Origin of the sequence: Asticcacaulis sp. (assembly GCF_035497195.1) — a bacterium.
In the GTDB taxonomy this organism is placed as follows: Bacteria; Pseudomonadota; Alphaproteobacteria; order Caulobacterales; family Caulobacteraceae; genus Asticcacaulis.
This window is the reverse complement of record NZ_DATJDZ010000017.1, coordinates 253,286-272,213: the sequence shown is the minus strand read 5'-3', so window position 1 is coordinate 272,213 and position 18,928 is coordinate 253,286. Positions and strand designations below refer to the sequence as shown.

18 protein-coding genes and 1 tRNA gene are annotated in these 18,928 nt (G+C 59.5%); 10 read left to right on the top strand and 9 right to left on the bottom strand.

Annotated features, from left to right (window positions below):
* Positions 1 to 6: 6 nt before the first annotated feature.
* From cobS to VL130_RS10000, 3 genes are all read left to right on the top strand, one after another.
* Positions 7 to 951, top strand: coding sequence for a cobaltochelatase subunit CobS (gene cobS / locus VL130_RS10010; RefSeq protein ID WP_325362737.1), 945 nt, complete (start codon positions 7 to 9; stop codon positions 949 to 951).
* A gap of 152 nt (positions 952 to 1,103) precedes the next feature.
* Positions 1,104 to 2,951 carry a cobaltochelatase subunit CobT gene (gene cobT, locus VL130_RS10005; RefSeq protein WP_325362735.1) on the top strand — a complete coding sequence of 616 codons (1,848 nt, stop codon included), beginning with the start codon at positions 1,104 to 1,106 and terminating at the stop codon, positions 2,949 to 2,951.
* 126 nt (positions 2,952 to 3,077) lie between these two features.
* Entirely contained in the window at positions 3,078 to 4,061 is a 984-nt protein-coding gene (locus VL130_RS10000) for an esterase-like activity of phytase family protein (RefSeq protein ID WP_325362734.1), read from the top strand.
* 65 nt (positions 4,062 to 4,126) lie between these two features.
* Here the strand turns inward: VL130_RS10000 and rpmB are convergent, their stop codons facing one another.
* The 5 genes from rpmB to VL130_RS09980 all read right to left on the bottom strand — a co-directional run bounded on the left by rpmB (position 4,127) and on the right by VL130_RS09980 (position 6,532).
* Entirely contained in the window at positions 4,127 to 4,420 is a 294-nt protein-coding gene (gene rpmB / locus VL130_RS09995; RefSeq protein WP_325362733.1) for a 50S ribosomal protein L28, read from the bottom strand.
* Positions 4,421 to 4,603: 183 nt separating this feature from the next.
* Positions 4,604 to 5,119, bottom strand: coding sequence for a CarD family transcriptional regulator (locus tag VL130_RS09990; protein ID WP_325362732.1), 516 nt, complete (start codon positions 5,117 to 5,119; stop codon positions 4,604 to 4,606).
* 373 nt (positions 5,120 to 5,492) lie between these two features.
* A complete protein-coding gene (locus VL130_RS19500) occupies positions 5,493 to 5,765 on the bottom strand; it encodes a DUF1294 domain-containing protein (RefSeq protein ID WP_414636251.1) in 273 nt (90 codons plus the stop codon).
* A 15-nt stretch (positions 5,766 to 5,780) separates the two neighbouring features.
* Positions 5,781 to 6,119 carry a ferredoxin FdxA gene (fdxA, locus tag VL130_RS09985; protein WP_325362730.1) on the bottom strand — a complete coding sequence of 113 codons (339 nt, stop codon included), beginning with the start codon at positions 6,117 to 6,119 and terminating at the stop codon, positions 5,781 to 5,783.
* A gap of 104 nt (positions 6,120 to 6,223) precedes the next feature.
* On the bottom strand, positions 6,224 to 6,532 hold the full coding sequence (locus tag VL130_RS09980; RefSeq protein ID WP_325362729.1) for an RNA-binding S4 domain-containing protein: 309 nt from the start codon (positions 6,530 to 6,532) through the stop codon (positions 6,224 to 6,226).
* Positions 6,533 to 6,655: 123 nt separating this feature from the next.
* On the opposite strand from VL130_RS09980, the gene VL130_RS09975 reads away from it, so the two are divergent.
* The gene (locus VL130_RS09975) at positions 6,656 to 9,157 is read left to right on the top strand and encodes a glycoside hydrolase family 9 protein (protein WP_325362728.1); all 2,502 of its coding nucleotides are present in this window, start codon (positions 6,656 to 6,658) and stop codon (positions 9,155 to 9,157) included.
* Here VL130_RS09975 and VL130_RS09970 read toward each other — a convergent pair whose 3' ends face one another.
* The 4 genes from VL130_RS09970 to VL130_RS09955 form a co-directional block, all read right to left on the bottom strand.
* The gene (locus tag VL130_RS09970; protein ID WP_325362727.1) at positions 9,158 to 9,445 is read right to left on the bottom strand and encodes a type II toxin-antitoxin system RelE/ParE family toxin; all 288 of its coding nucleotides are present in this window, start codon (positions 9,443 to 9,445) and stop codon (positions 9,158 to 9,160) included.
* Complete coding sequence (locus tag VL130_RS09965; protein ID WP_325362726.1) at positions 9,445 to 9,705, bottom strand: type II toxin-antitoxin system ParD family antitoxin; 261 nt, start codon at positions 9,703 to 9,705, stop codon at positions 9,445 to 9,447. Before VL130_RS09965 ends, VL130_RS09970 begins: the two co-directional genes overlap by 1 nt.
* 119 nt (positions 9,706 to 9,824) lie before the next feature.
* A complete protein-coding gene (locus tag VL130_RS09960) occupies positions 9,825 to 10,034 on the bottom strand; it encodes a cold-shock protein (protein ID WP_325362725.1) in 210 nt (69 codons plus the stop codon).
* Positions 10,035 to 10,282: 248 nt separating this feature from the next.
* The gene (locus VL130_RS09955; RefSeq protein ID WP_414636250.1) at positions 10,283 to 13,114 is read right to left on the bottom strand and encodes a helicase-related protein; all 2,832 of its coding nucleotides are present in this window, start codon (positions 13,112 to 13,114) and stop codon (positions 10,283 to 10,285) included.
* A gap of 334 nt (positions 13,115 to 13,448) precedes the next feature.
* On the opposite strand from VL130_RS09955, the gene VL130_RS09950 reads away from it, so the two are divergent.
* From VL130_RS09950 to VL130_RS09925, 6 genes are all read left to right on the top strand, one after another.
* Positions 13,449 to 13,525, top strand: a tRNA-Arg gene (locus tag VL130_RS09950).
* Positions 13,526 to 13,852: 327 nt separating this feature from the next.
* Positions 13,853 to 14,239 (top strand): RidA family protein, encoded by a 387-nt coding sequence (locus VL130_RS09945; protein WP_325362723.1) that lies wholly within the window; start codon positions 13,853 to 13,855, stop codon positions 14,237 to 14,239.
* Positions 14,240 to 15,391, top strand: coding sequence for a hypothetical protein (locus tag VL130_RS09940; RefSeq protein ID WP_325362722.1), 1,152 nt, complete (start codon positions 14,240 to 14,242; stop codon positions 15,389 to 15,391). It begins immediately after the preceding gene.
* Positions 15,384 to 16,154, top strand: a complete 771-nt coding sequence (locus VL130_RS09935; RefSeq protein ID WP_325362721.1) for an SDR family oxidoreductase — start codon at positions 15,384 to 15,386, stop codon at positions 16,152 to 16,154. The genes VL130_RS09940 and VL130_RS09935 overlap by 8 nt, the downstream gene beginning before the upstream one ends.
* Positions 16,154 to 17,431: an amino acid deaminase gene (locus VL130_RS09930; RefSeq protein WP_325362720.1), complete on the top strand. Its 1,278-nt coding sequence runs from the start codon at positions 16,154 to 16,156 to the stop codon at positions 17,429 to 17,431. Before VL130_RS09935 ends, VL130_RS09930 begins: the two co-directional genes overlap by 1 nt.
* A gap of 13 nt (positions 17,432 to 17,444) precedes the next feature.
* Complete coding sequence (locus VL130_RS09925; protein WP_325362718.1) at positions 17,445 to 18,917, top strand: D-aminoacylase; 1,473 nt, start codon at positions 17,445 to 17,447, stop codon at positions 18,915 to 18,917.
* Positions 18,918 to 18,928 lie beyond the last annotated feature (11 nt).

Sequence of the window (18,928 nt, the reverse complement as noted above, 5' to 3'; positions counted from 1 at the left end):
ACCACGATTTCCGTCCGGGAGGTTTTCGGTATTGATACGGATTTGCGCGTTCCTGCCTATTCGAAGGGCGACGCCTATGTCCCGGATCTGGATCCGGACTACCTCTTCGACCGCGAAACGACGCTCGCCATTCTCGCCGGCTTTGCCCACAATCGCCGCGTCATGGTGTCGGGTTATCACGGCACCGGCAAATCCACGCATATCGAACAGGTGGCTGCCCGGCTGAACTGGCCCTGCGTGCGCGTCAATCTCGACAGCCATGTCAGCCGCATCGATCTGGTCGGCAAGGACGCGATCGTGCTGAAAGACGGCAAGCAGATCACCGAATTCAAGGACGGCATCCTGCCCTGGGCCTATCAGCACAATGTCGCGCTGGTGTTTGACGAATACGATGCCGGCCGTCCGGACGTGATGTTCGTCATCCAGCGCGTTCTGGAAGCGCAAGGCCGCCTGACCCTGCTCGACCAGAACAAGGTCATTAAGCCGAACCCGTTCTTCCGCCTGTTTTCGACCACCAATACCATTGGTCTTGGCGATACGACCGGGCTTTACCACGGCACCCAGCAGATCAACCAGGGCCAGATGGATCGCTGGTCGCTCGTCACCACGCTTAACTATCTCAGCCATGAGGCCGAGGTCGAGATCGTGCTGGCCAAGGTGCCGGAATTTAATACGGCTGAGCGCAAAGGCATGATCGACGCCATGGTGCGCGTCGCTGATATGTCGCGTTCGGCCTTCGCCAATGGCGATATCTCCACGGTCATGTCGCCGCGGACGGTCATCACCTGGGCGCAAAATACCCTGATCTTCAACAATGATCCCGAGCTGGCCTTCCGTCTGTCGTTCCTCAACAAGAGTGATGAGCTGGAACGCCATACCCTGGCGGAATTTTACCAGCGCGCCTTTGGAACCGATGTGAAGGAAAGCGCGCTGAAAGTGAAGGTCATCTAAAAAAGAACCTCCCCTGATTTCAGGGGGAGGGTGCCCGCAGGGCGGGTGGGGTTAATCCCCAATCGAAGCTGGCTTAAGCCTGCGAATTAACCCCCTCCGGCCTTTCAGGCCACCTCCCCCTGAAATCAGGGGGAGTTCTTGGTGAAAACTACATGGCCAACAAGCCGACCATCCTGTCCGAACCCTTCAAGAAGGCGCTGGTGCATTCCACCCGCGCCCTGGCGGAGGATTCTGAGCTGGAGGTGGTTTTCGGCTCGGATGGGCCGCGCCTCGATGGCAACAAACTGATCCTGCCGCATCCCCCGCGTGATCTGGCGCCCAAGGCGGTGCAGCGGGTGCGCGGTCAGGCCGATCGTCTGGCGCTGAAAGTGGCGCACCACGACGACACCCTGCACGCCCGTGCGCGTCCGCGTGACGATATGAGCGCCGATGCTTTCGATGCGTTGGAAGAGGCGCGTCTGGAAGCCATCGGCGCCCGCGCCATGCTGGGTGTGCGGCATAATCTGCTGGCCGCGCAGGAAAGCGATCTTGAACGCAGCGGCCTTTATCGCAAGGAAGACCGCCAGGAAATCGGCATCCCCGAAATTCTTGGCCTGATGGCGCGCGAGGCCGTCACCGGCGATCCGATCCCGCAATCGGTGCAGCGTGTCGTCAATCTGCTGCGTAACGAGATCGAGGAAAAGACCGGCGATGGCTTAGAGAAGCTGGCGGCGCTGATCCACGATCAGAAGGCCTTTAACAAGCAGGCGCGAAGCATCCTGACTTCGCTCGACCTCAAGGACGACAGCCAGGACGCCGAGGACGAGAAGAAGGACGAAGGTGAAGAGGGCGAGAGCGAAGGCGACAGCCCGAAGGAAGACGCCCCCGAAAAGGACGATCAGGACGACAGCCAGTCGCAACAGGACCAGCCGGAAGAGCAATCCGGTCAGGACCAGCCGCAGGAGGGTGAGGACGACTACACCCAGATGCAGGGCGATCCGCAGATGTCATCCGAATCCTCGACCGACGAAACGCCCGATGGCGAAGCTGGCGAGGCGGAACGCCGCGAGAACGACCAGCCGGACGCCAATATCAAGAAGGATTACGAGGTCTATACCCGGCAGTTCGATGAGGTTATCACCGCCGAGGAACTGTGCGATCCGGAGGAACTGGAGCGCCTGCGCGGCTTCCTGAATGCGCAACTGGCCAATATGGCATCGGTGGTGTCGCGTCTGGCCAACCGCCTGCAAAGGAAGCTGCTGGCCCAGCAAAGCCGGTCGTGGTCGTTCGATCTGGAGGAAGGCGTGCTCGACGCCTCCAAGCTGACGCGGGTGATCACCGATCCGTCCGCGCCGCTCAGCTTCAAGCAGGAAAAGGACACCGAGTTCCGCGATACGGTGGTGACCTTGCTGCTCGATAATTCCGGTTCGATGCGCGGCCGGCCGATCATGGTAGCCGCCATCTGCGCCGATGTTCTGGCGCGGACGCTGGAGCGTTGTGGTGTCAAGGTCGAGATTTTGGGCTTCACCACGAAGGCGTGGAAGGGCGGCATGTCGCGTGAGGCCTGGGTGCGGGCGGGCAAACCGGCCAATCCGGGGCGCCTCAACGACCTGCGCCATATCATCTACAAGGCGGCGGATAATCCCTGGCGCCGGACGCACAAGAATCTCGGCCTGATGATGCGCGAAGGCCTGCTGAAAGAGAATATCGACGGCGAGGCCCTGCAATGGGCGCACAGCCGTTTGATCGGACGGCCGGAGCAGCGCAAGATCCTGATGGTGATTTCGGATGGCGCGCCGGTCGATGATTCGACTCTGAGCGTGAATAGCGGGCATTATCTCGAAAACCACCTGCGCAAGGTTATCGCGGAGATCGAAGGCGCCGGCCGCATCGAACTGGTCGCCATCGGCATCGGCCATGATGTGACGCGTTATTACAAGCGCGCCCTGACCCTGATCGACGTCGAGCACTTGGCTGGCGGGCTTATGGATAAGCTTACTGAGTTGTTCGAGGAGAAATAGACTCCACAACAAGCCATTTGGCCATCGGTGCTATAAAGCTTGTACCTCCCTATCTCTGATGGGGAGGGGGGCCGCGCCTGAAGGGCGGGGTGGCGGGGTTTCTTACTTTCTTACATTAGGATGATCATGCGTTTTGTTCTTTTTAGCTTGGCCCTTCTCGCCACCTCGGCCCATGCCGAACCGGTGCCCTATCTGCAAAAGCCGACCGTCAGCTTTCGTGCCTTGCCGGGTAGCGATCCCAAGCCTGTCAATTCGAAGGTTCGTTATACCGGCGGTTACGAGTTGATCGCTCGCGGCACAAGCGCGCTTGTTGGGCTGTCTGATCTGCATGTCGTTTCTGAGGGCGATGCGCTGAAGATCGAAGCGGTCAGCGATTTCGGCGCCGTGGCGCAATTCGCGCTGAAACCGGATAGTAAGGGTGGGTATCTCGATAGCCCGCTGGAAATCAATCCGCTGCTTGATCCGGGCGGGAAGCGCTTCACTTACAAGAACGAGGCGGATTCCGAAGGCATGACGATCGACCCGGTGAGCGGGGATCGCTATGTGTCTTTCGAGGGCCACCAGCGGGTGATGAAATTCGCGCAAAGCGCAAGGTTGTCGCCGTGGCGTCAGGCCGGTGAAACCTTGCCACTATCTGGCCTGCCGAATTTTCCGGCCAATCAGGGCATGGAGGCGGTCACCTTTATTCAGGAACCCAAAGACGATGCTCTGTTGATCGGCGTCGAATCAGGCGGCTTCTGGCGTTGCGGACTGGCGCTTAATGCCTGTACGGAAGTCCACGGCCCGGCGACGCCCGGCTTCCTCTACATGATGACCTCTCTGGCCGTGGTCGATTATGACGACGCCCGGCGCGACCATGATATCCTGGCGCTCTATCGCTATTACGACCCCATCACGGGGCCGCGCAATGTGCTCAGACTGCTGCATCTGGAGGGCGATACACTCACCTTTATCAGCGACATGGTGAAGATTACGCCGCGGCTGCCGGTCGATAATTTCGAGGGCGTGTCGGCGATCAAAACGGCCGCCGGCTATCGTATCTTCCTGATCAGCGATAGCCTGAAGGAAGACGGTAAGCCCAAGCTGCTGATCTTTGATTGGACGCCCTGACGACACAAGAAAAAGCCCTGAACATGCGTTCAGGGCTTTTTCTTGTGTCCGGGATCTCGGAAAGATTAAGCGGCTTGTTCGGCCAGCTTGTCCTTGATCTGCTTCTTCAGGCGACGGGCGCGAACCGACAGATTGGCGTCGTCGGCCTTAACGAGGAAGGCATCGAGGCCACCTTTGAAATCGAGCGTGCGCAGGGCTGCGTTCGAAATCTTCAGGCGGAACGAGGCGCCTAGGGATTCGGATTGCAGGTTGATCTGGCGAAGGCTCGGCAGGAAGCGGCGCTTCGTCTTGACATTAGAGTGGCTCACGCTGTGGCCGACCATAGGGCCGATACCGGTGAGTTCGCAACGACGCGACATGGGATGTACCTTCGGTTAAAGCAAATACGGGAGCACGAAAGGACGCCTGTCCTTCGCGCGAGAGGCGGTTCTATAGGCAAATGAGCCGGCAAGGTCAAGGGTAAAACGGCATTTTTTGCCTTGACCTTCCAGCAAAAAGCCTCCCGGAGAACCGGAAGGCTTTTTAATTTCAACCGGAAAAGACTAAGCGGCCTTGGTCAGGTTTTTGTTGAGGATAGCCACGGCCGAGTCGCGGTCGATCTTTTCGATGGCTGCCACTTCACGGGCCATGCGGTCGAGCGCTGATTCATAGAGCTGGCGTTCGGAATAGGACTGCTCAGGCTGGCTGTCCGAACGGTAGAGGTCGCGGACGACCTCGGCCAGGGAGACGAGGCAACCGGAGTTGATCTTCGCTTCATATTCCTGAGCGCGGCGCGACCACATGGTGCGTTTGATGCGGGCGCGGCCTTTCAGGGTGACCAGGGCCTGCGACATGATGGCTTCGTGGGCGAGGTGACGCAGGCCGGCGATCTTGGCCTTCTTGGTCGGTACGCGCAGGGTCATTTTTTCATGATCAAAGGTAACCACAAACACTTCCAGAGTATAACCGGCCACTTCCTGAGTCTCGACGCCGGCGACCTGGCCCACGCCGTGGGCGGGGTAGACGACCTTATCGCCTACGGCGAAATCGTGACGGGAAAGGGTGAGGGTGTCGGACATGGCGAACCTTTCGAGGTTGGGGCAGAACCGGCGGGCAATCGCATCTCATAGGTGTCAAGAAGGCCTGCTCCAGCACCGGGGAGGGGCTGGAGGAAACATATGAGCGCACAAAATCATCCTCAAGAGAGTCCTCCGGGGGGTGCTGGACGTGCGCTATTTCTCAACTAAGACAAGGTTGTCATCCGACCTGCGTCGATGGTGCATTTAAAACCCGCGCGAAGCGCCGGTCTGAACGCCTGAAACAAACGAAAATTTGCGCGGATCGTGTGGTCTGGGTTTATCCCATAAGGGACAGAAGCAGGCCGTGCGACTCTTGCAATATGACATCTATATCACAAATTTACGGCGAAATAAAGGGCGGTGGCGTTAGCGCTCACACAGGGCGCCACAATAGCAGTAGCGTAGCGCACAGAATGGCGACGTGAAAGCCCGCTATGAGATAAACCTTGTGAATAAAGGCTTTTTTGCTGCTCTTGTGGCGAAAAACCTGTGCGCCGATAAGGGCGAAAGGCCAGCCTCCGAGGACGCATAGAGTCAAAAGCGTCCGCTCGGGGACGCGTTTTTCTCGCATAACGGCGTATTTTTTATCGAGTCGCCAGGTATGCCAGGTCAGCAGATTGATCAGCGCGAGATAAAGCAGCAACACCGGCCATAGCGGCACTTACTTGCCGTTGCCGGGCTTTTCGGAGAAATACTTCTCGAACTTGCCGGTTTCGCGTTCGTAGTCTTCGCGGTCAGCGGGCGGCGTGCCCTTTTCCGAGATGTTCGGCCAGATGGCGGCGTACTTGGTATTGATTTCCAGCCATTTGGTGCCTTCGTCCTCGGTGTCCGGCTTGATAGCGTCGACCGGACATTCAGGTTCGCAGACGCCGCAATCGATACACTCGTCCGGATTGATGGCCAGGAAGTTCTCGCCTTCATAGAAGCAATCGACCGGACAGACTTCAACGCAGTCCATGAACTTGCACTTCACGCAAGCGTCCATAACGATGTAGGTCATAGCGGTCTCAGCCTCAATTACAAACTTGGAGTGTGTGCGTCATGCTCAGATAAGGCGGCTGTGTCAAGAGTCCGGCCATCGTGGAAACCTGATTTGTTCTAATTTCAGGCATTAGTTGTAGTGTTTAGCGTCGCAGACGCCTGCCGGTAAAGGCTTTGCGCTTCGGGGGCAGGGCCGCGCCGCTCACCGGTATCGACGATCACAATATCATACAGACGCGTACCGAGGGCAAAGATCAGCCGGTCATCGGGCCTGACGGCGGTCGAGGCCTTTTCAACGCGCGCCACCTTGCCGAAGCGCTCCAACCGGATATGGCCGCTGTCGCAGGCCTTGGCCGAAAGCGCGCGGGTCTTGAAGAAGCGCGCCCGCCAAAGCCATAGGTCAAGCCGTATCGAAGAAGAGTCTGTCTGCATGATGCAGATATTGGAATGCGAAAGCCAAATGTCAAACCGTCCCTTGTGATAGCGCCAGCCTACGCTATAGTCCTGTAATCGATATCAATGCCCCGTGCGAGAGGGCAGGTTGGGAGAAGAACCATGAAGATCACCCGTTTGATGATGGCGGTGTCGTGCCTGGGGCTTATGGCGGGAACGGCCATTCCAGGCCTGGTTTGGGCCGAACCGGCGCTCAAGCTCAATGACAAGGGCTATTTCGAGGCGCCGGGCCTGAACGTCACTGTCTTTGCCGACATCTATCCCGATGGTCACCAGACCGGCGTAACGGTAATCCAGCATGGGGTGCGCGTGGCGGCCAATGGCGATCTGCGGCTGGAACCGTCACCGGGGCAATGGTCAGCCATGCCGGCGGGCGATGGCAAGCCGGTGGTCGATGCGGCAGCCAATTCGGTCAGTCAGGCGCTGCACTATCCGGACGACTCGAAAAACCGCAAGGGCTTCAACCCGATCGAGTATCCCGACCTCAATTTCAGCTATCATGTCCGCGTCACGCCGCTGGAAGGCAATGCTTTCCAGGTGTCTGTCGATCTCGACAAGCCATTGCCGAAAGACTGGGAAGGCAAGGTCGGCTTCAATTTCGAGCTGTTCCCGACCGATCTTTTCGGTAAACCCTGGCTGATGGACCAGCAAAGCGGCATCTTTCCGCGCCAAGCCAATGGTGGCATGGTGGATGACCACGGCCAGACCATCACCGCGCCGCTGGCCGAGGGCAGGCGACTAACCGTAGCGCCGGACAGCGATCTGCAACGCATGACGATCCAGAGCCAGACCGGCGAACTGGAACTGATCGACGGCCGCGGCAATTTCAATAACGGCTGGTATATCGTCCGTGAAGTGACGAAGCCGGGCGCGACGGCCGACGCCATCACCTGGGTGATCACACCCAATATCGATCCCAACTGGCGCTACAAGCCGGTGGTGCAGGTGTCGCAGGTGGGTTATCGGCCGGAACAAGCCAAGACCGCCATCATCGAGCAGGACAAGCGCGACAGCCAGGCTGATCCGCTGGTGCTCTACAAGCTGACGGAAACGGGCCGCGTAGAGATGGCGCGTTACACGCCGAAGCCGTGGGGGCAGTTCCTGCGTTATAATTACCTGACCGCAGACCTGACGGCGGTGACAGACCCCGGCATGTATGTGCTGGAATATCGCGGCGAGGCGACCGGCAGTTTCAAGATTGGCGATGATGTTTACGACCGCCATGTCTGGCAGCCGACGCTCGAATATTTCCTGCCGGTGCAGATGTGTCATATGCTGGTGAAGGAGAAATACCGCACCTGGCATGGCCTCGATCACGAGGACGACGTGCGCATGGCGCCGGTCAATCTCAACCATTTCGATGGCTATATGCAAGGCGGCACGATCCTGACGAAATATCAACCGGGCGACCATGTGCCGGGCCTGAACGCTGGCGGCTGGCATGATGCCGGTGATTATGATCTGCGTGTCGAAAGTCAGATGGGCACGATCTGGCTGCTGTCGAAGATGGTCGAGGAGTTCAATCTGAATTATGACGCCACCACCATCGACGAAACGAAGAAGCTGACCGAAATTCATCAACCCGATGGCCAGAACGACGCTATCCAGCAGATCGAACATGGCCTGCTGTCGGTTCTGGGCGGTTACAAGGCGCTGGGCCGCACCTATCGCGGCATTATCGAGCCGAACCTGGCGCAATATACCTTGCTGGGTGATGTTTCGACACAGACCGACAATCTCGATTTCGATCCGGCATTGAAGCCCGGTGAACGCACGGCCACGACGTCTTCGCTGAAGGACGACCGCTATGTCTTCACTGAGGACAATCCCAACCGCGAACTGACAACGGCGGCGCAACTGGCCACGGCCGCACGCGCCCTGACCCCGACCAATCCAAAAATGGCGGCGGATGCGCTGGCGGCGGCGCGTGATCTGTATGACAAGGCTTATGATCGCGCCACGGATTTGCAGGCCAAGGTTTTTGTCCTGTCTGAACTGGCGCAGACGACTCATGATGCGACGCTTATCAAGCGTCTGATCGCACTCAAGCCCGAGATCGTGGCGCATATTGATCAAACCGGCGCGGTGCTGGCCTCGGCCATGCCGCTGATCCGTGACAAGGCCTTTATCCATGAGGTCGGTGCGGCGGTTCAGACGTATCAGGCAAGGCTGACGAACGACGCCACCAAAACGCCCTATGGTGTGCCCTATGTGCCCTATATCTGGGGCGCCGGCTGGCAGATTCAGGAATTCGGGGTTCAGCAGTACTTCTTCCGCAAGGCATGGCCGCAATATACGCCGGACGCCCTGCAAATGGAGGCGCTGAACTTCGTTCTGGGCGTCCATCCGGGCGAAAACACCGAGTCCTTCGCTTCGGGCGTCGGGGCGAAATCGGCGACGACCGCCTATGGCGCTAACCGCGCCGACTGGAGCTATATTCCCGGTGGCGTCATTTCAGGCACGGCCCTGATCCGGCCCGACCTGCCGGAGCTGAAAAAATGGCCTTATTTCTGGCAGCAGACGGAGTACGTCATGGGCGGCGGCGAGACCAACTATATGTTCCTGGTGCTGGCCGCGGCGCAGAAAGCGGATCAGAAGAAATAGCTATAGATCTTCCTGCCAGTTTTCACGCGAATGACGGACGGCGAGTATCACAATATCTTCGCCGTCTGTTCGGTATATAATGACATGCGAGCCGTAAGGATGTACGCGGACGGGCGGATCGATTTCAGTTCGTTCACGCGCCGCTCGAGGATTATCTCCCAGCTGAGCGAATATGTCTTCAAGTCGCGCATGGTATCTTTCGGCTTGTGACTGGCCGAACATTAGAACGCCTTGCACATAGACATGAAGCACATCATCCGTCGCTTCCGGCGTCAGTTTGTAAGACATCAGGCGCTCTTGGCCAGTCCATTGGTCGCCACGTGGGCGCGCGCCTTTTCAAGGATGTCCTGCATCGTAAGGTCGCTGATTCCGCTGGCTATGCTGCGTGTTACTACATCCTGCATGGCAGCGATTTTTTCACTGCGTTCCTGGTCGCGACGGATCAGGTCGCGGACATAGTCGCTGGTATTGCTGTACTTGCCGGTTTCCGCTTGGTTTTCAGCCCACGCTTTCATCTGCTCTGGCAGGGAAATGTTCATTGTCGCCATTACGGTCTCCTTTCCTGCAGAGTATATCTGATGGCAAAGTTTGTCAAAGTGGTGCCGGACACGAAAAAGGCCGGAACCTTGCGGCTCCGGCCTTTCCAAATTCGGTTAAACCGTAAGGCTTAAGCGTTTTCGAGTTGCTCGGCAGACATCTTGCCGGACTTGGCGTCGCGCGCCATCTCGTAGGAGACCTTTTGGCCTTCATTGAGGCTGCTCATACCCGCGCGTTCAACGGCGCTGATGTGAACGAAAACGTCCTGGCCGCCGTCGCTCGGCTCGATGAAGCCGAAGCCCTTGGTCGGATTAAACCACTTAACTGTCCCGGTGCTCATTAATGAACCCTTTCAAATGACATGTTTATACGCAGCCGAACGAAATGCCCGGATGCCTCTCGCTAAATTTTTGAATGGGGGTTCGCTCGTTGCACTTTGGAAAAGGGCTAAACAAAACAGCAGACAATTATAAATCGATGTCACTATACTATTCTGTTTTTCGGTGAATAGCAACTCATCTTATTTTCAGCGTGATAATACGGACAAATCAACCGCGAAACACATCTGTTTCGCGGTTGACCTTAATCTTAGCTGTCCTGCTTTTCAGTCAGCTTTTCGCGCAGGATGGCGAAGGGCGAGTAGGGGTTGATATAGGGTTCGCGCGAACGGGAATCGGCGGGCTTCGGCTCATGATCGCGGTGGCCTCTGGATTGTTCGCGCTGCCCTTCAGGCTTGCCGTGCCGCTTGCCCCGATCGCCACGCGCCTTGTCCGGACGTTCGTTACGGCCAGGCTTATCGCCGGCTTCGGATGCCCTCTGCACGGGCTTCCGGCGTTCCGGACGCACACGCGGTTCAAAGGATTTCTGCCGCCAGCCGAGGCGTTGCACTTCCTGCGTTTCCACAACGGGCGCGGTGACATCGACAGGGGGAGCTTCTGTTGCTTCCGGCGCGGTTTCAACAGGTATGGGGTCGGACAGATCTGGAGCTTCCGCCGCAGGGACTTCCGCTGTCTCAATAGTCGGGACATCCTGTGTAATTCCCGGCGTTTCAGACTTGCCCTTGCGGCGTTTGCGACGCCTCTTGTCATCTGCGGGTAGAGCGTCTGGTGCGGTGGTGACCGGCACGGCCTCTGTCACCGTTATGGCTTCAACCTTCACCAGCCCCAGGGCCGTCATCAGCTTGTCGCGCTGTTGTTCATTCAGGCCCAACGACGCGAAGGCGTCTGCCTTCACATAGGTCGCGCCCTTCTGCCACAGGCCGTGGCTCATGATCTTGTCGAGCTGCGACAGGGTTTTGAGCGCGACCGGGCCATAGTCTTCCAGCAGCAACTGACCGCGCAGGCTGTGTTTACGCTGCAAATGGTCACTGGCGCCGGCGCCAAAGGCCTGGAGTAGCGGGCGCAGTTTCTGGCTCTGGATATCCGGCAGGAACCAGGCGTAGCGATGGCCGGCAATGCCGAGCGCCTTAAGCGCCGCCTTGTCTTCCGGCGTCAGTTTCAGGGTTTCGTCACGATGCAGCACGCCGCCGTTTTCATAGAGACGGAAGGCGATGGCGCGCACGGCGGCGGTGGCGGTCTCGTCATCGGCCACCTGCTTCATCTTGTAGAGACTCTTGAGGCCGGCCTGGGCGCTCTGGCGGACATAATCGGTCAGACGCTTGACGGCGCGCTCGGCCAGAACCGGCTGGTCAGGGGCATCGATCAGTTTGAGGCGCGGGACGAACCAGTCGGACGGTTCGATCTGCGCCACTGGTTCCTTTTTCCACAGGACGTCGTGACCGCGAATCTGGAAGGCTTTCGAGGCGCTGTTGCCGACATCGCGCAGGCGGTCGAGCAGGAGCGGCTTGACGGCGCGATTGGCCGCCTGACGCAGAGCCTTGTCGGCGATCAGGCTTTCGCCGCTGGTTGGCTTGAAGCTCAGGCCTTTCAGTTCGCCGACGATATGACCTTCGATAATCACCTGGCCTTCGGGCGTCACTTCCGGGCGCGGCGCCTCTTCGGCGTCGAGCGCTTTCAGGAGCGCACTGGTGCGGGCGTCGATAAAGCGCTGCATCAGGGCTTCGTGGAGCTTGTCTGACAGGCGTTCTTCGAGATCGCGCGTCGCGTCGCGCCAGTGCTCGGTCCGCGCCAGCCAGGCGCCGCGATTGGCAATGTAAGAAAGTGTGCGGACACCCGACAAGCGCGACGACAGCGTATCGATATCACCGTCCATATGGTCGAGATCGCGGATCGCGCCCTCGAACCAGTCCTCGGCGATAAAGCCGCCGGGGCTGAGACGCGACCAGAAGAGGTGCGCCACCAGTTTCAGGTGCTCGTCGAAGCCGATCTTGCGGAAATCCGGCAACTGGCAGGCTTCCCAAAGCGTGCGCAAGGTCACCGGGTTCTTGATCTTGGCGGCGATGTCCTCGTCCTGACTCAAGGCGCGCAGGGATTTTTCGTCGAGCGCTTCCTTGGCAAGATGCAGGCCGATGACGTGTGACGGCTGGCTCAGGCTTTTCAACAGGGCTTCCAGGGTCGAGAAATCGAGCTTGTGGTTGCGCCATTGCGCCGCTTCAAGTGGCTGGAAGATGTGGTTCTCAACCGCATGAACGAGATCTTCGTCCAGTTCGTGACATTCGCCGGTGACGCCAAACGTGCCATCATTCATATGGCGGCCGGCGCGGCCGGCGATCTGGCCGATTTCCTGCGCGGTCAGGTGGCGGCTTGACTTGCCGTCAAACTTGCTCAGGCCGGAGAAGGCGACATGCTGGATGTCCATGTTGAGGCCCATGCCGATGGCGTCGGTAGCGACCAGGAAATCGACCTCGCCCTTCTGGAACAGTTCGACCTGGGCGTTGCGGGTTTTCGGCGACAGGCTGCCCATGACCACGGCCGCGCCGCCGCGCTGGCGACGGATCAGTTCGGCGATGGCGTAGACCTTTTCGGTCGAGAAGGCCACGATGGCGGTGCGCTTGGGCAGGCGCGTCAGCTTCTTCGGACCGGAATAGGTGAGGGTGGACAGGCGCTCGCGCATCATGACTTCGGCGCCGGGAAACAGCCGGTGGAACAGCGGCGCGAAGGTCTTGGCGCCCAGAAAAACCGTCTCGAAACGGCCGCGCGCATGCAGCAGGCGATCAGTAAAGACGTAGCCACGTTCGGCATCGCCGCAAAGCTGGATTTCATCGACCGCCAGGAAATCGACCTGGCGCTCCAGCGGCATGGCCTCGACCGTGCAGATGAAATAGGACGGCAGGCGCGGAATAATCTTTTCCTCGCCGGTGATCAGCGCCACGGCGTTCACCCCCTTGAGCGCGACCACGCGTTCATATATTTCACGGGCGAGCAGTCGCAGGGGCAGGCCCATCATGCCGGAGGCGTAGCCGCACATGCGCTCGATGGCGTAGTGGGTCTTGCCGGTATTGGTGGGACCGAGCACGGCCATCAGCTTCGCGTCGCTGACGGCGTGGATTACGGGGCGGGAGTTGTGGGGGGCTATGTCTGACACGCGCCATACATAGGAGCGTGAGGCACGTTTGGGAAGCGTAATTAGCGCCGGGAACGCATTTGTAAACGAGGTGTTACCAACCTGCCGAACGACACGGAAACAAACCATGACCGAATCACTGACATCGGCGGATACTGGTTCTGTTCCCTACAATATCTGGTGGCCGTGAGGCAAATTAACCATATGAGGCAGGCGCCTTTATACTTACGCACGAAAAAACAACCTGACTTGCTTCTCAGATCGTAATGGTTTGTGTATGAGGAGGTCGCGTGGCTCCTTAGCTCAGCCGGATAGAGCAAGGCTTTCCTAAAGCAGAGGTCGGGGGTTCGAGTCCCTCAGGAGTCGCCAATATTATCCGCAACCGGTTGGGCCAACTGTCCCGTCGCCTTGGCGATGCCGAGTGGCTCGATGGCGCATTCAGCGCGGGTGACCTACAAGCGGGTTTTCGCTGAGCAATTGGCAGTCAACGCCGGAAAACCGCCTGCTGGCTGATTGAGGTCCGTTCCTGGCTCGAAGCCATGACTGGCGTGCCGGCTCCTCCCGGTGCGCCTTTTTGCTTATGCAGACTGTTAGCAAGTTTGAGGCTGACGAAGTCCCTGTTTGACATTGCATAATCATGTAGTTTATGTTGTGTAGCTAAGCTACTTTAGCGAATATATGAACTAAGAGGTGCCCATGATCATCACACGCATCGGCGATCCGCGCTCCGGCAGTGGCGGGCAAATGCTGCCCTTTTCACAAGCCACCGAAGCGGGCGGTTTCGTATTTGTCTCCGGTCAGGTCGGTTTTGATGCCGGTGGTGAGATCGTGCCGGGCGGCATCGTCGCCGAAACGAAGCAGACGATGGAGAATATCGTCGCCATCCTCGCCAAGGCCGGCTGCACCCTGGCCGATGTGGTGAAGGCCAATGTCTGGCTTGACGATACGCGTGATTTTGCCGCCTTCAATCGCGTCTATGCCAGCTATTTCGACGGCCAGTTGCCGGCGCGGTCGTGCGTGCGTTCGCAGATCATGATCGACGCCAAGGTCGAGATCGACGTCATCGCCTACAAGGTCAAATAAATGACGGCCGCCGTCTACGCCTATCCCTGGAACTTTCATGATCCGGATGCGGCGGTGTCGCGCGTCCGGGCGCTTGGGGCGGGTGAAATCACCCTGGCGGCCAGCTATCATGCCGGCAAGTTCCTCCAGCCGGGCGATGCGCAGGCGCGGGTCTATTTTCCGGAAGACGGCACGGTCTATTTTCGTCCGCGCAAGGATTATGCGGTTGTGCGGCCGCGGATTTCGGTGCTGACGGCGGAACGCGATGTGCTGGCGGAGTTGTGCGGACGTGACGATATCACCGTCAATGCCTGGATGGTGCTCAATCATAATACGCGGCTGGGGATGCTGCATCCGGACCTGACGGCGCGCAACGCTTTTGGTGACGCTTATCCCTACAGTCTGTGTCCATCGCAGCCAGAGGTGCGTGCCTATGCCGTGACGCTGTGCGGCGATATCGCGGAAAACTACCGGCTGAAAAGCCTGCTGTTGGAGACGCCGGGTTTCCTGACCTATGGCCACGGTTTCCATCATGAGTTCGCACAAGTCGCGCCCAACGCCTGGCTCGACGCCATGTTGGGATTGTGTTTCTGCGATCCATGCCGTGAAGGAGCGAAGCGGGCAGGGATTGAGGTGGATGGTCTGGCCGGACGCATCTGCACGGCGGTCGATGTCTGGCTTGATGGCGGTGCTGATCAATCCCTTGAGGACTGGAACGCCAATGATGCGGACCTTGCTGCTTACCATCGTTTCCGCTGTCAGGTCGTGACCTCGTTGGTCGCCGATATTCGCGCGGCTGTCGATCCGGCGGTGAAGGTCAAGGTGATCGCGACCTGCCAGCGCCCGCACGCCACGGCCTATCTCGAAGGTCACGATCTCGCCGCGCTCGATACTGTGAGCGACGGACTGGAACTGCCGCTTTATCAATCTTCGCCCGAAGCGGTGATGGCGGATGGCCGATATGTGCTTGATCTGGTGTCGGCCGCGCGTACCAGTGTTATCTTGCGCCCAGGCTATCCGGACATGAGTCGTGAAAGTGATCTGACAGAGGCGCTGGATGGTTTGCGAGATCTGGGGATCAGCGATTTCGCTTTTTACAATTGCGGCATGTTGCGCGCGATGAACCTCGAATGGCTCAAAAACGCGCTTACAGAAAAGGTGCTTTATGTTTGATTTCAGCGGGAAGGTCATCCTTATCACCGGCGCGGCAGGCGGCATTGGCCGGGGCTTGTGCGAGGCGTTTCTCGGCTGGGGCGCGATTGTACTAGCGCTGGACCGCGACGATGCAGCCCTGGCCGGCATGGATGCGCGGCTGAAAACAGCGGCGGTTGATCTGACCGATCTGGCGGCGGTGAAAGCGGCCATCGATGGTCTGGCGGCCATAAGTGGTCCGGTGGATATTTTGGTCAATAATGCTGGCGCGGCGGCGGCAACCGCTTTGGCGACTCTGAAGCCGGAAGACTGGGCGCATGATCTCGCCATCAATCTCAGCGCCGCCTATCACTGCGTCGAAGCGGTAAAGACGGCCATGTTCGCGCGTAAGTCAGGCGTCATCATCAATATCGGTACGGTCAATGCGAGCCTTGCCCTCGGTCATCCAGCCTACAGCGCCGCCAAGGCCGGACTGGTCAGCTACACCAAGGCGCTGGCGGTCGAATATGGTCCGCTCGGCATCCGCGCCAATCTGGTGGCGCCCGGCACGGTCAAGACGCAGGCCTGGGCGGAACGCGCCGCGAAAAAACCGGAAGTCTTTGACGACCTGAAGAAGTGGTATCCGCTGCGTGATTTCGCCGATCCACAGGATATCGCCAATGCCGTGGCGTTTTTGTCCAGTGACCTGTCGCGCATGATCACCGGCGTTGTGTTGCCGGTCGATGCCGGACTGACGGCGGGCAATCCGGTGCTGGCCGCCGAACTGACCCTGGAGTCGTTCTGATGGCGCTTGATCTCGATCCGATCCTCGACCTGTCTCTGAGCGCCCGCATAAAGGGCCTGCCGGCCGCGGCCGAGGGGCTGGCCATGCGTGAGGTCGGCGCGCAGGGGTGGAACCTGTTTGACGGTTCAATCCCTTTGCCGGCGGCGGTTATCCGCAGCAGCGTCCTGACAAAAAATCTCCATACCTTTCAGACCTATATCGATCAGGCCGGTGCGAAACTGGCGCCGCACGGCAAGACCAGCATGTGCCCGCAACTGTTCGACCGGCAACTGGAAGCCGGCGCCTGGGGTATGACGGTTGCGACATTTTCGCAGGCCAATACGGCGCTGGACTATGGCGTTAAAACGCTGCTGATCGCCAATGAACTGGCAGGCGTTGCGGAAATCCGCGCGTTGGCGGCGCGTCAGGATGCTGCGTCCGACATCTTGATCCTCAGCCTGGTCGATAGCCTGGCCGGTGTCGAGCGGCTTGAAAGCATTCTTATCGACGCTGACGCCAAACGGCCTTTCGAGGTGCTGGTCGAACTGGGGATTTCCGGCGGTCGCACCGGCGCACGGACGCGAGCGCGCGCGCTCGATATCGCCCGTCGCGTGGCGCAATCGCCCGTGCTGTCCTTGCGCGGTGTCGAAGGCTATGAAGGCTTGATCGTCACCGGTGACGCAGCAGCGGATGCGGTTCGCGTCGGCGCGTTTCTCGATGACCTGCTGGGCCTGTTCAACACCTGCCGCGACGAGGGGCTATTCGCCGGCGAACCCATACTCAGCGCTGGCGGATCGGCCTATTTCGACCTGGTGGCGCGTGGCCTGAAAACCGATGGCGTAACCCCCCTGCTGCGTAGCGGTTGCTACCTGACCCACGATACCGGCTTCTACAACAAGCTGCTGGCCCATGTCGGCGAACGCGGCGTGCTGGGACCGGCGCCGGCGCTCAATCCGGCCCTGGAGGTGTGGGCGCAGGTGGTTTCGCAGCCGGAGCCGGACCTGATCATCGTCAATGCCGGCCGCCGTGACCTGTCCGATGACGCTGGCCTGCCGAAGGTCGAATACCACGCCACGCCGGGCGCAAATGCCTCGGCGCAAGCGGTCGAAAACTGGTCGTTTTTTCGCATGAACGACCAGCACGGCTATATCCGTCTGCCGGCCGGCGCCTCGGTCAATATCGGCGATTACGTCGGCCTTGGCATATCCCATCCCTGCACCACCTTCGATCGCTGGCCCGTCCTGCTCGAAGTCGATGACGCCTATGCCGTAACCGGCGCCCTCAAGACGTTTTTCTAAGAGTATTATCCCTATGTCGCCTGTTCCCGCCGATATCCTGCTGCGTAATGGTCTTGTCTTCGATGGCGGCGGGGCAGCGCCCTATAAAGCGGATATTGCCATCCGTGAGGGCGTGATTGTGGCCATCGGCAAGCTTGACGGCCAGCCGGCGCATCGTACCCTCGATCTGGCGGGGAAGGCCGTCGCGCCGGGCTTTATCGATGTCCATTCGCACGACGATTACGCCTGCATTCGCCAGCCGGAAATGACGGCCAAGATCAGTCAGGGCGTTACCACCGTCGTGGTTGGCAATTGCGGTCTGTCGATCGCGCCGCTGCGTTTCTCAGGCGAACCGGAAGAACCCTTCAACCTGCTGGGCGACGCCAAAGCCTTCGCCTATGCCAGCTTCGCCGACTATGCCGCCGCCATCGAACAGGCGCGTCCGGCAGTCAATGTGGCGGCCCTGGTCGGCCACACCACCTTGCGTCGGATCTGCCTGCCGGATCTCGGCAAGGCCGCCAGCGCCGATGAGCGGAGACAGATGCAGGCCCTGCTGGCCGAAGCGCTGGAAGCCGGCGCCACGGGACTGAGCTCGGGCGTCTATTACCCGCCCGCCGCCGCCGCCGATCTCGATGAACTGACGGCGCTGGCGCACACCGTCAGTGCGCACGGCGGCGTCTACGCCACCCATATCCGCAGCGAATATGACGGCGTTGCCGAGGCCTTGCAGGAGGCCTTCACAACGGCCAGCCCGACGCAAACCCCGCTGATCATTTCGCACCATAAATGCGCCGGTGTGCGCAACTGGGGCCGGTCGATCGAGACCCTCGGCCTGATCGACACCGCGGCGAAAACGCAACCCGTCGCCATGGATTGCTATCCCTATACGGCCGGCTCTTCTGTGCTCAATCCCGACCTGTGCGACGGGGAGATCAAGGTATTGATCAATTCGTCCGAAACCCATCCGGACCAGGCCGGACGCTATCTCCATGATATCGCCGGCGAATGGGGCATCAGTGAGCGCGAGGCCGCCAAACTCCTGCTGCCCGGTTACGCCTGTTACTTCCAGATTCACGAAGACGACATGCGCCGCATTTTGTCGCATCCCTTGTGCATGGTCGGCTCCGATGGCCTGCCGAACGACAAGAACCCCCATCCGCGCCTGTGGGGAACCTTCCCGCGTGTACTCGGCCATTACGCCCGTGACCAGAAGCTGTTCCCGCTGGCCGAGGCTGTCGCCAAGATGACAACCTTTCCGGCCAGGCGTTTCGGTTTCCATGATCGCGGCCAGATCGCTGTTGGTATGGCGGCGGATATCACCGTCTTTGACGTCGAGACCGTGGCCGATCGCGCTACTTTTGAAAAACCGGTCCAGCTTTCGGCGGGCATCGAAGAGGTCTTCGTCAACGGTGTCCATAGCTGGTCACAGGGGCAGGGGCTGGAACGCGCCGGTGGCTTCCTGTCGCACAAGACAATCACAGCCAAGGCCGTCGCGGCCGGCGAATAACAATCACCATA

What these genes read in the sequence shown, in the direction of transcription:
- cobT (WP_325362735.1), top strand. Translation starts at nt 1,104, where the DNA reads ATGGCCAACAAGCCGACCATCCTGTCCGAACCCTTCAAGAAGGCGCTG.
- VL130_RS10000 (WP_325362734.1), top strand. Translation starts at nt 3,078, where the DNA reads ATGCGTTTTGTTCTTTTTAGCTTGGCCCTTCTCGCCACCTCGGCCCAT.
- rpmB (WP_325362733.1), bottom strand. Translation starts at nt 4,420, where the DNA reads ATGTCGCGTCGTTGCGAACTCACCGGTATCGGCCCTATGGTCGGCCAC.
- VL130_RS09990 (WP_325362732.1), bottom strand. Translation starts at nt 5,119, where the DNA reads ATGTCCGACACCCTCACCCTTTCCCGTCACGATTTCGCCGTAGGCGAT.
- fdxA (WP_325362730.1), bottom strand. Translation starts at nt 6,119, where the DNA reads ATGACCTACATCGTTATGGACGCTTGCGTGAAGTGCAAGTTCATGGAC.
- VL130_RS09980 (WP_325362729.1), bottom strand. Translation starts at nt 6,532, where the DNA reads ATGCAGACAGACTCTTCTTCGATACGGCTTGACCTATGGCTTTGGCGG.
- VL130_RS09975 (WP_325362728.1), top strand. Translation starts at nt 6,656, where the DNA reads ATGAAGATCACCCGTTTGATGATGGCGGTGTCGTGCCTGGGGCTTATG.
- VL130_RS09970 (WP_325362727.1), bottom strand. Translation starts at nt 9,445, where the DNA reads ATGTCTTACAAACTGACGCCGGAAGCGACGGATGATGTGCTTCATGTC.
- VL130_RS09965 (WP_325362726.1), bottom strand. Translation starts at nt 9,705, where the DNA reads ATGGCGACAATGAACATTTCCCTGCCAGAGCAGATGAAAGCGTGGGCT.
- VL130_RS09960 (WP_325362725.1), bottom strand. Translation starts at nt 10,034, where the DNA reads ATGAGCACCGGGACAGTTAAGTGGTTTAATCCGACCAAGGGCTTCGGC.
- VL130_RS09955 (WP_414636250.1), bottom strand. Translation starts at nt 13,114, where the DNA reads ATGGCCGTGCTCGGTCCCACCAATACCGGCAAGACCCACTACGCCATC.
- VL130_RS09945 (WP_325362723.1), top strand. Translation starts at nt 13,853, where the DNA reads ATGATCATCACACGCATCGGCGATCCGCGCTCCGGCAGTGGCGGGCAA.
- VL130_RS09940 (WP_325362722.1), top strand. Translation starts at nt 14,240, where the DNA reads ATGACGGCCGCCGTCTACGCCTATCCCTGGAACTTTCATGATCCGGAT.
- VL130_RS09935 (WP_325362721.1), top strand. Translation starts at nt 15,384, where the DNA reads ATGTTTGATTTCAGCGGGAAGGTCATCCTTATCACCGGCGCGGCAGGC.
- VL130_RS09930 (WP_325362720.1), top strand. Translation starts at nt 16,154, where the DNA reads ATGGCGCTTGATCTCGATCCGATCCTCGACCTGTCTCTGAGCGCCCGC.
- VL130_RS09925 (WP_325362718.1), top strand. Translation starts at nt 17,445, where the DNA reads ATGTCGCCTGTTCCCGCCGATATCCTGCTGCGTAATGGTCTTGTCTTC.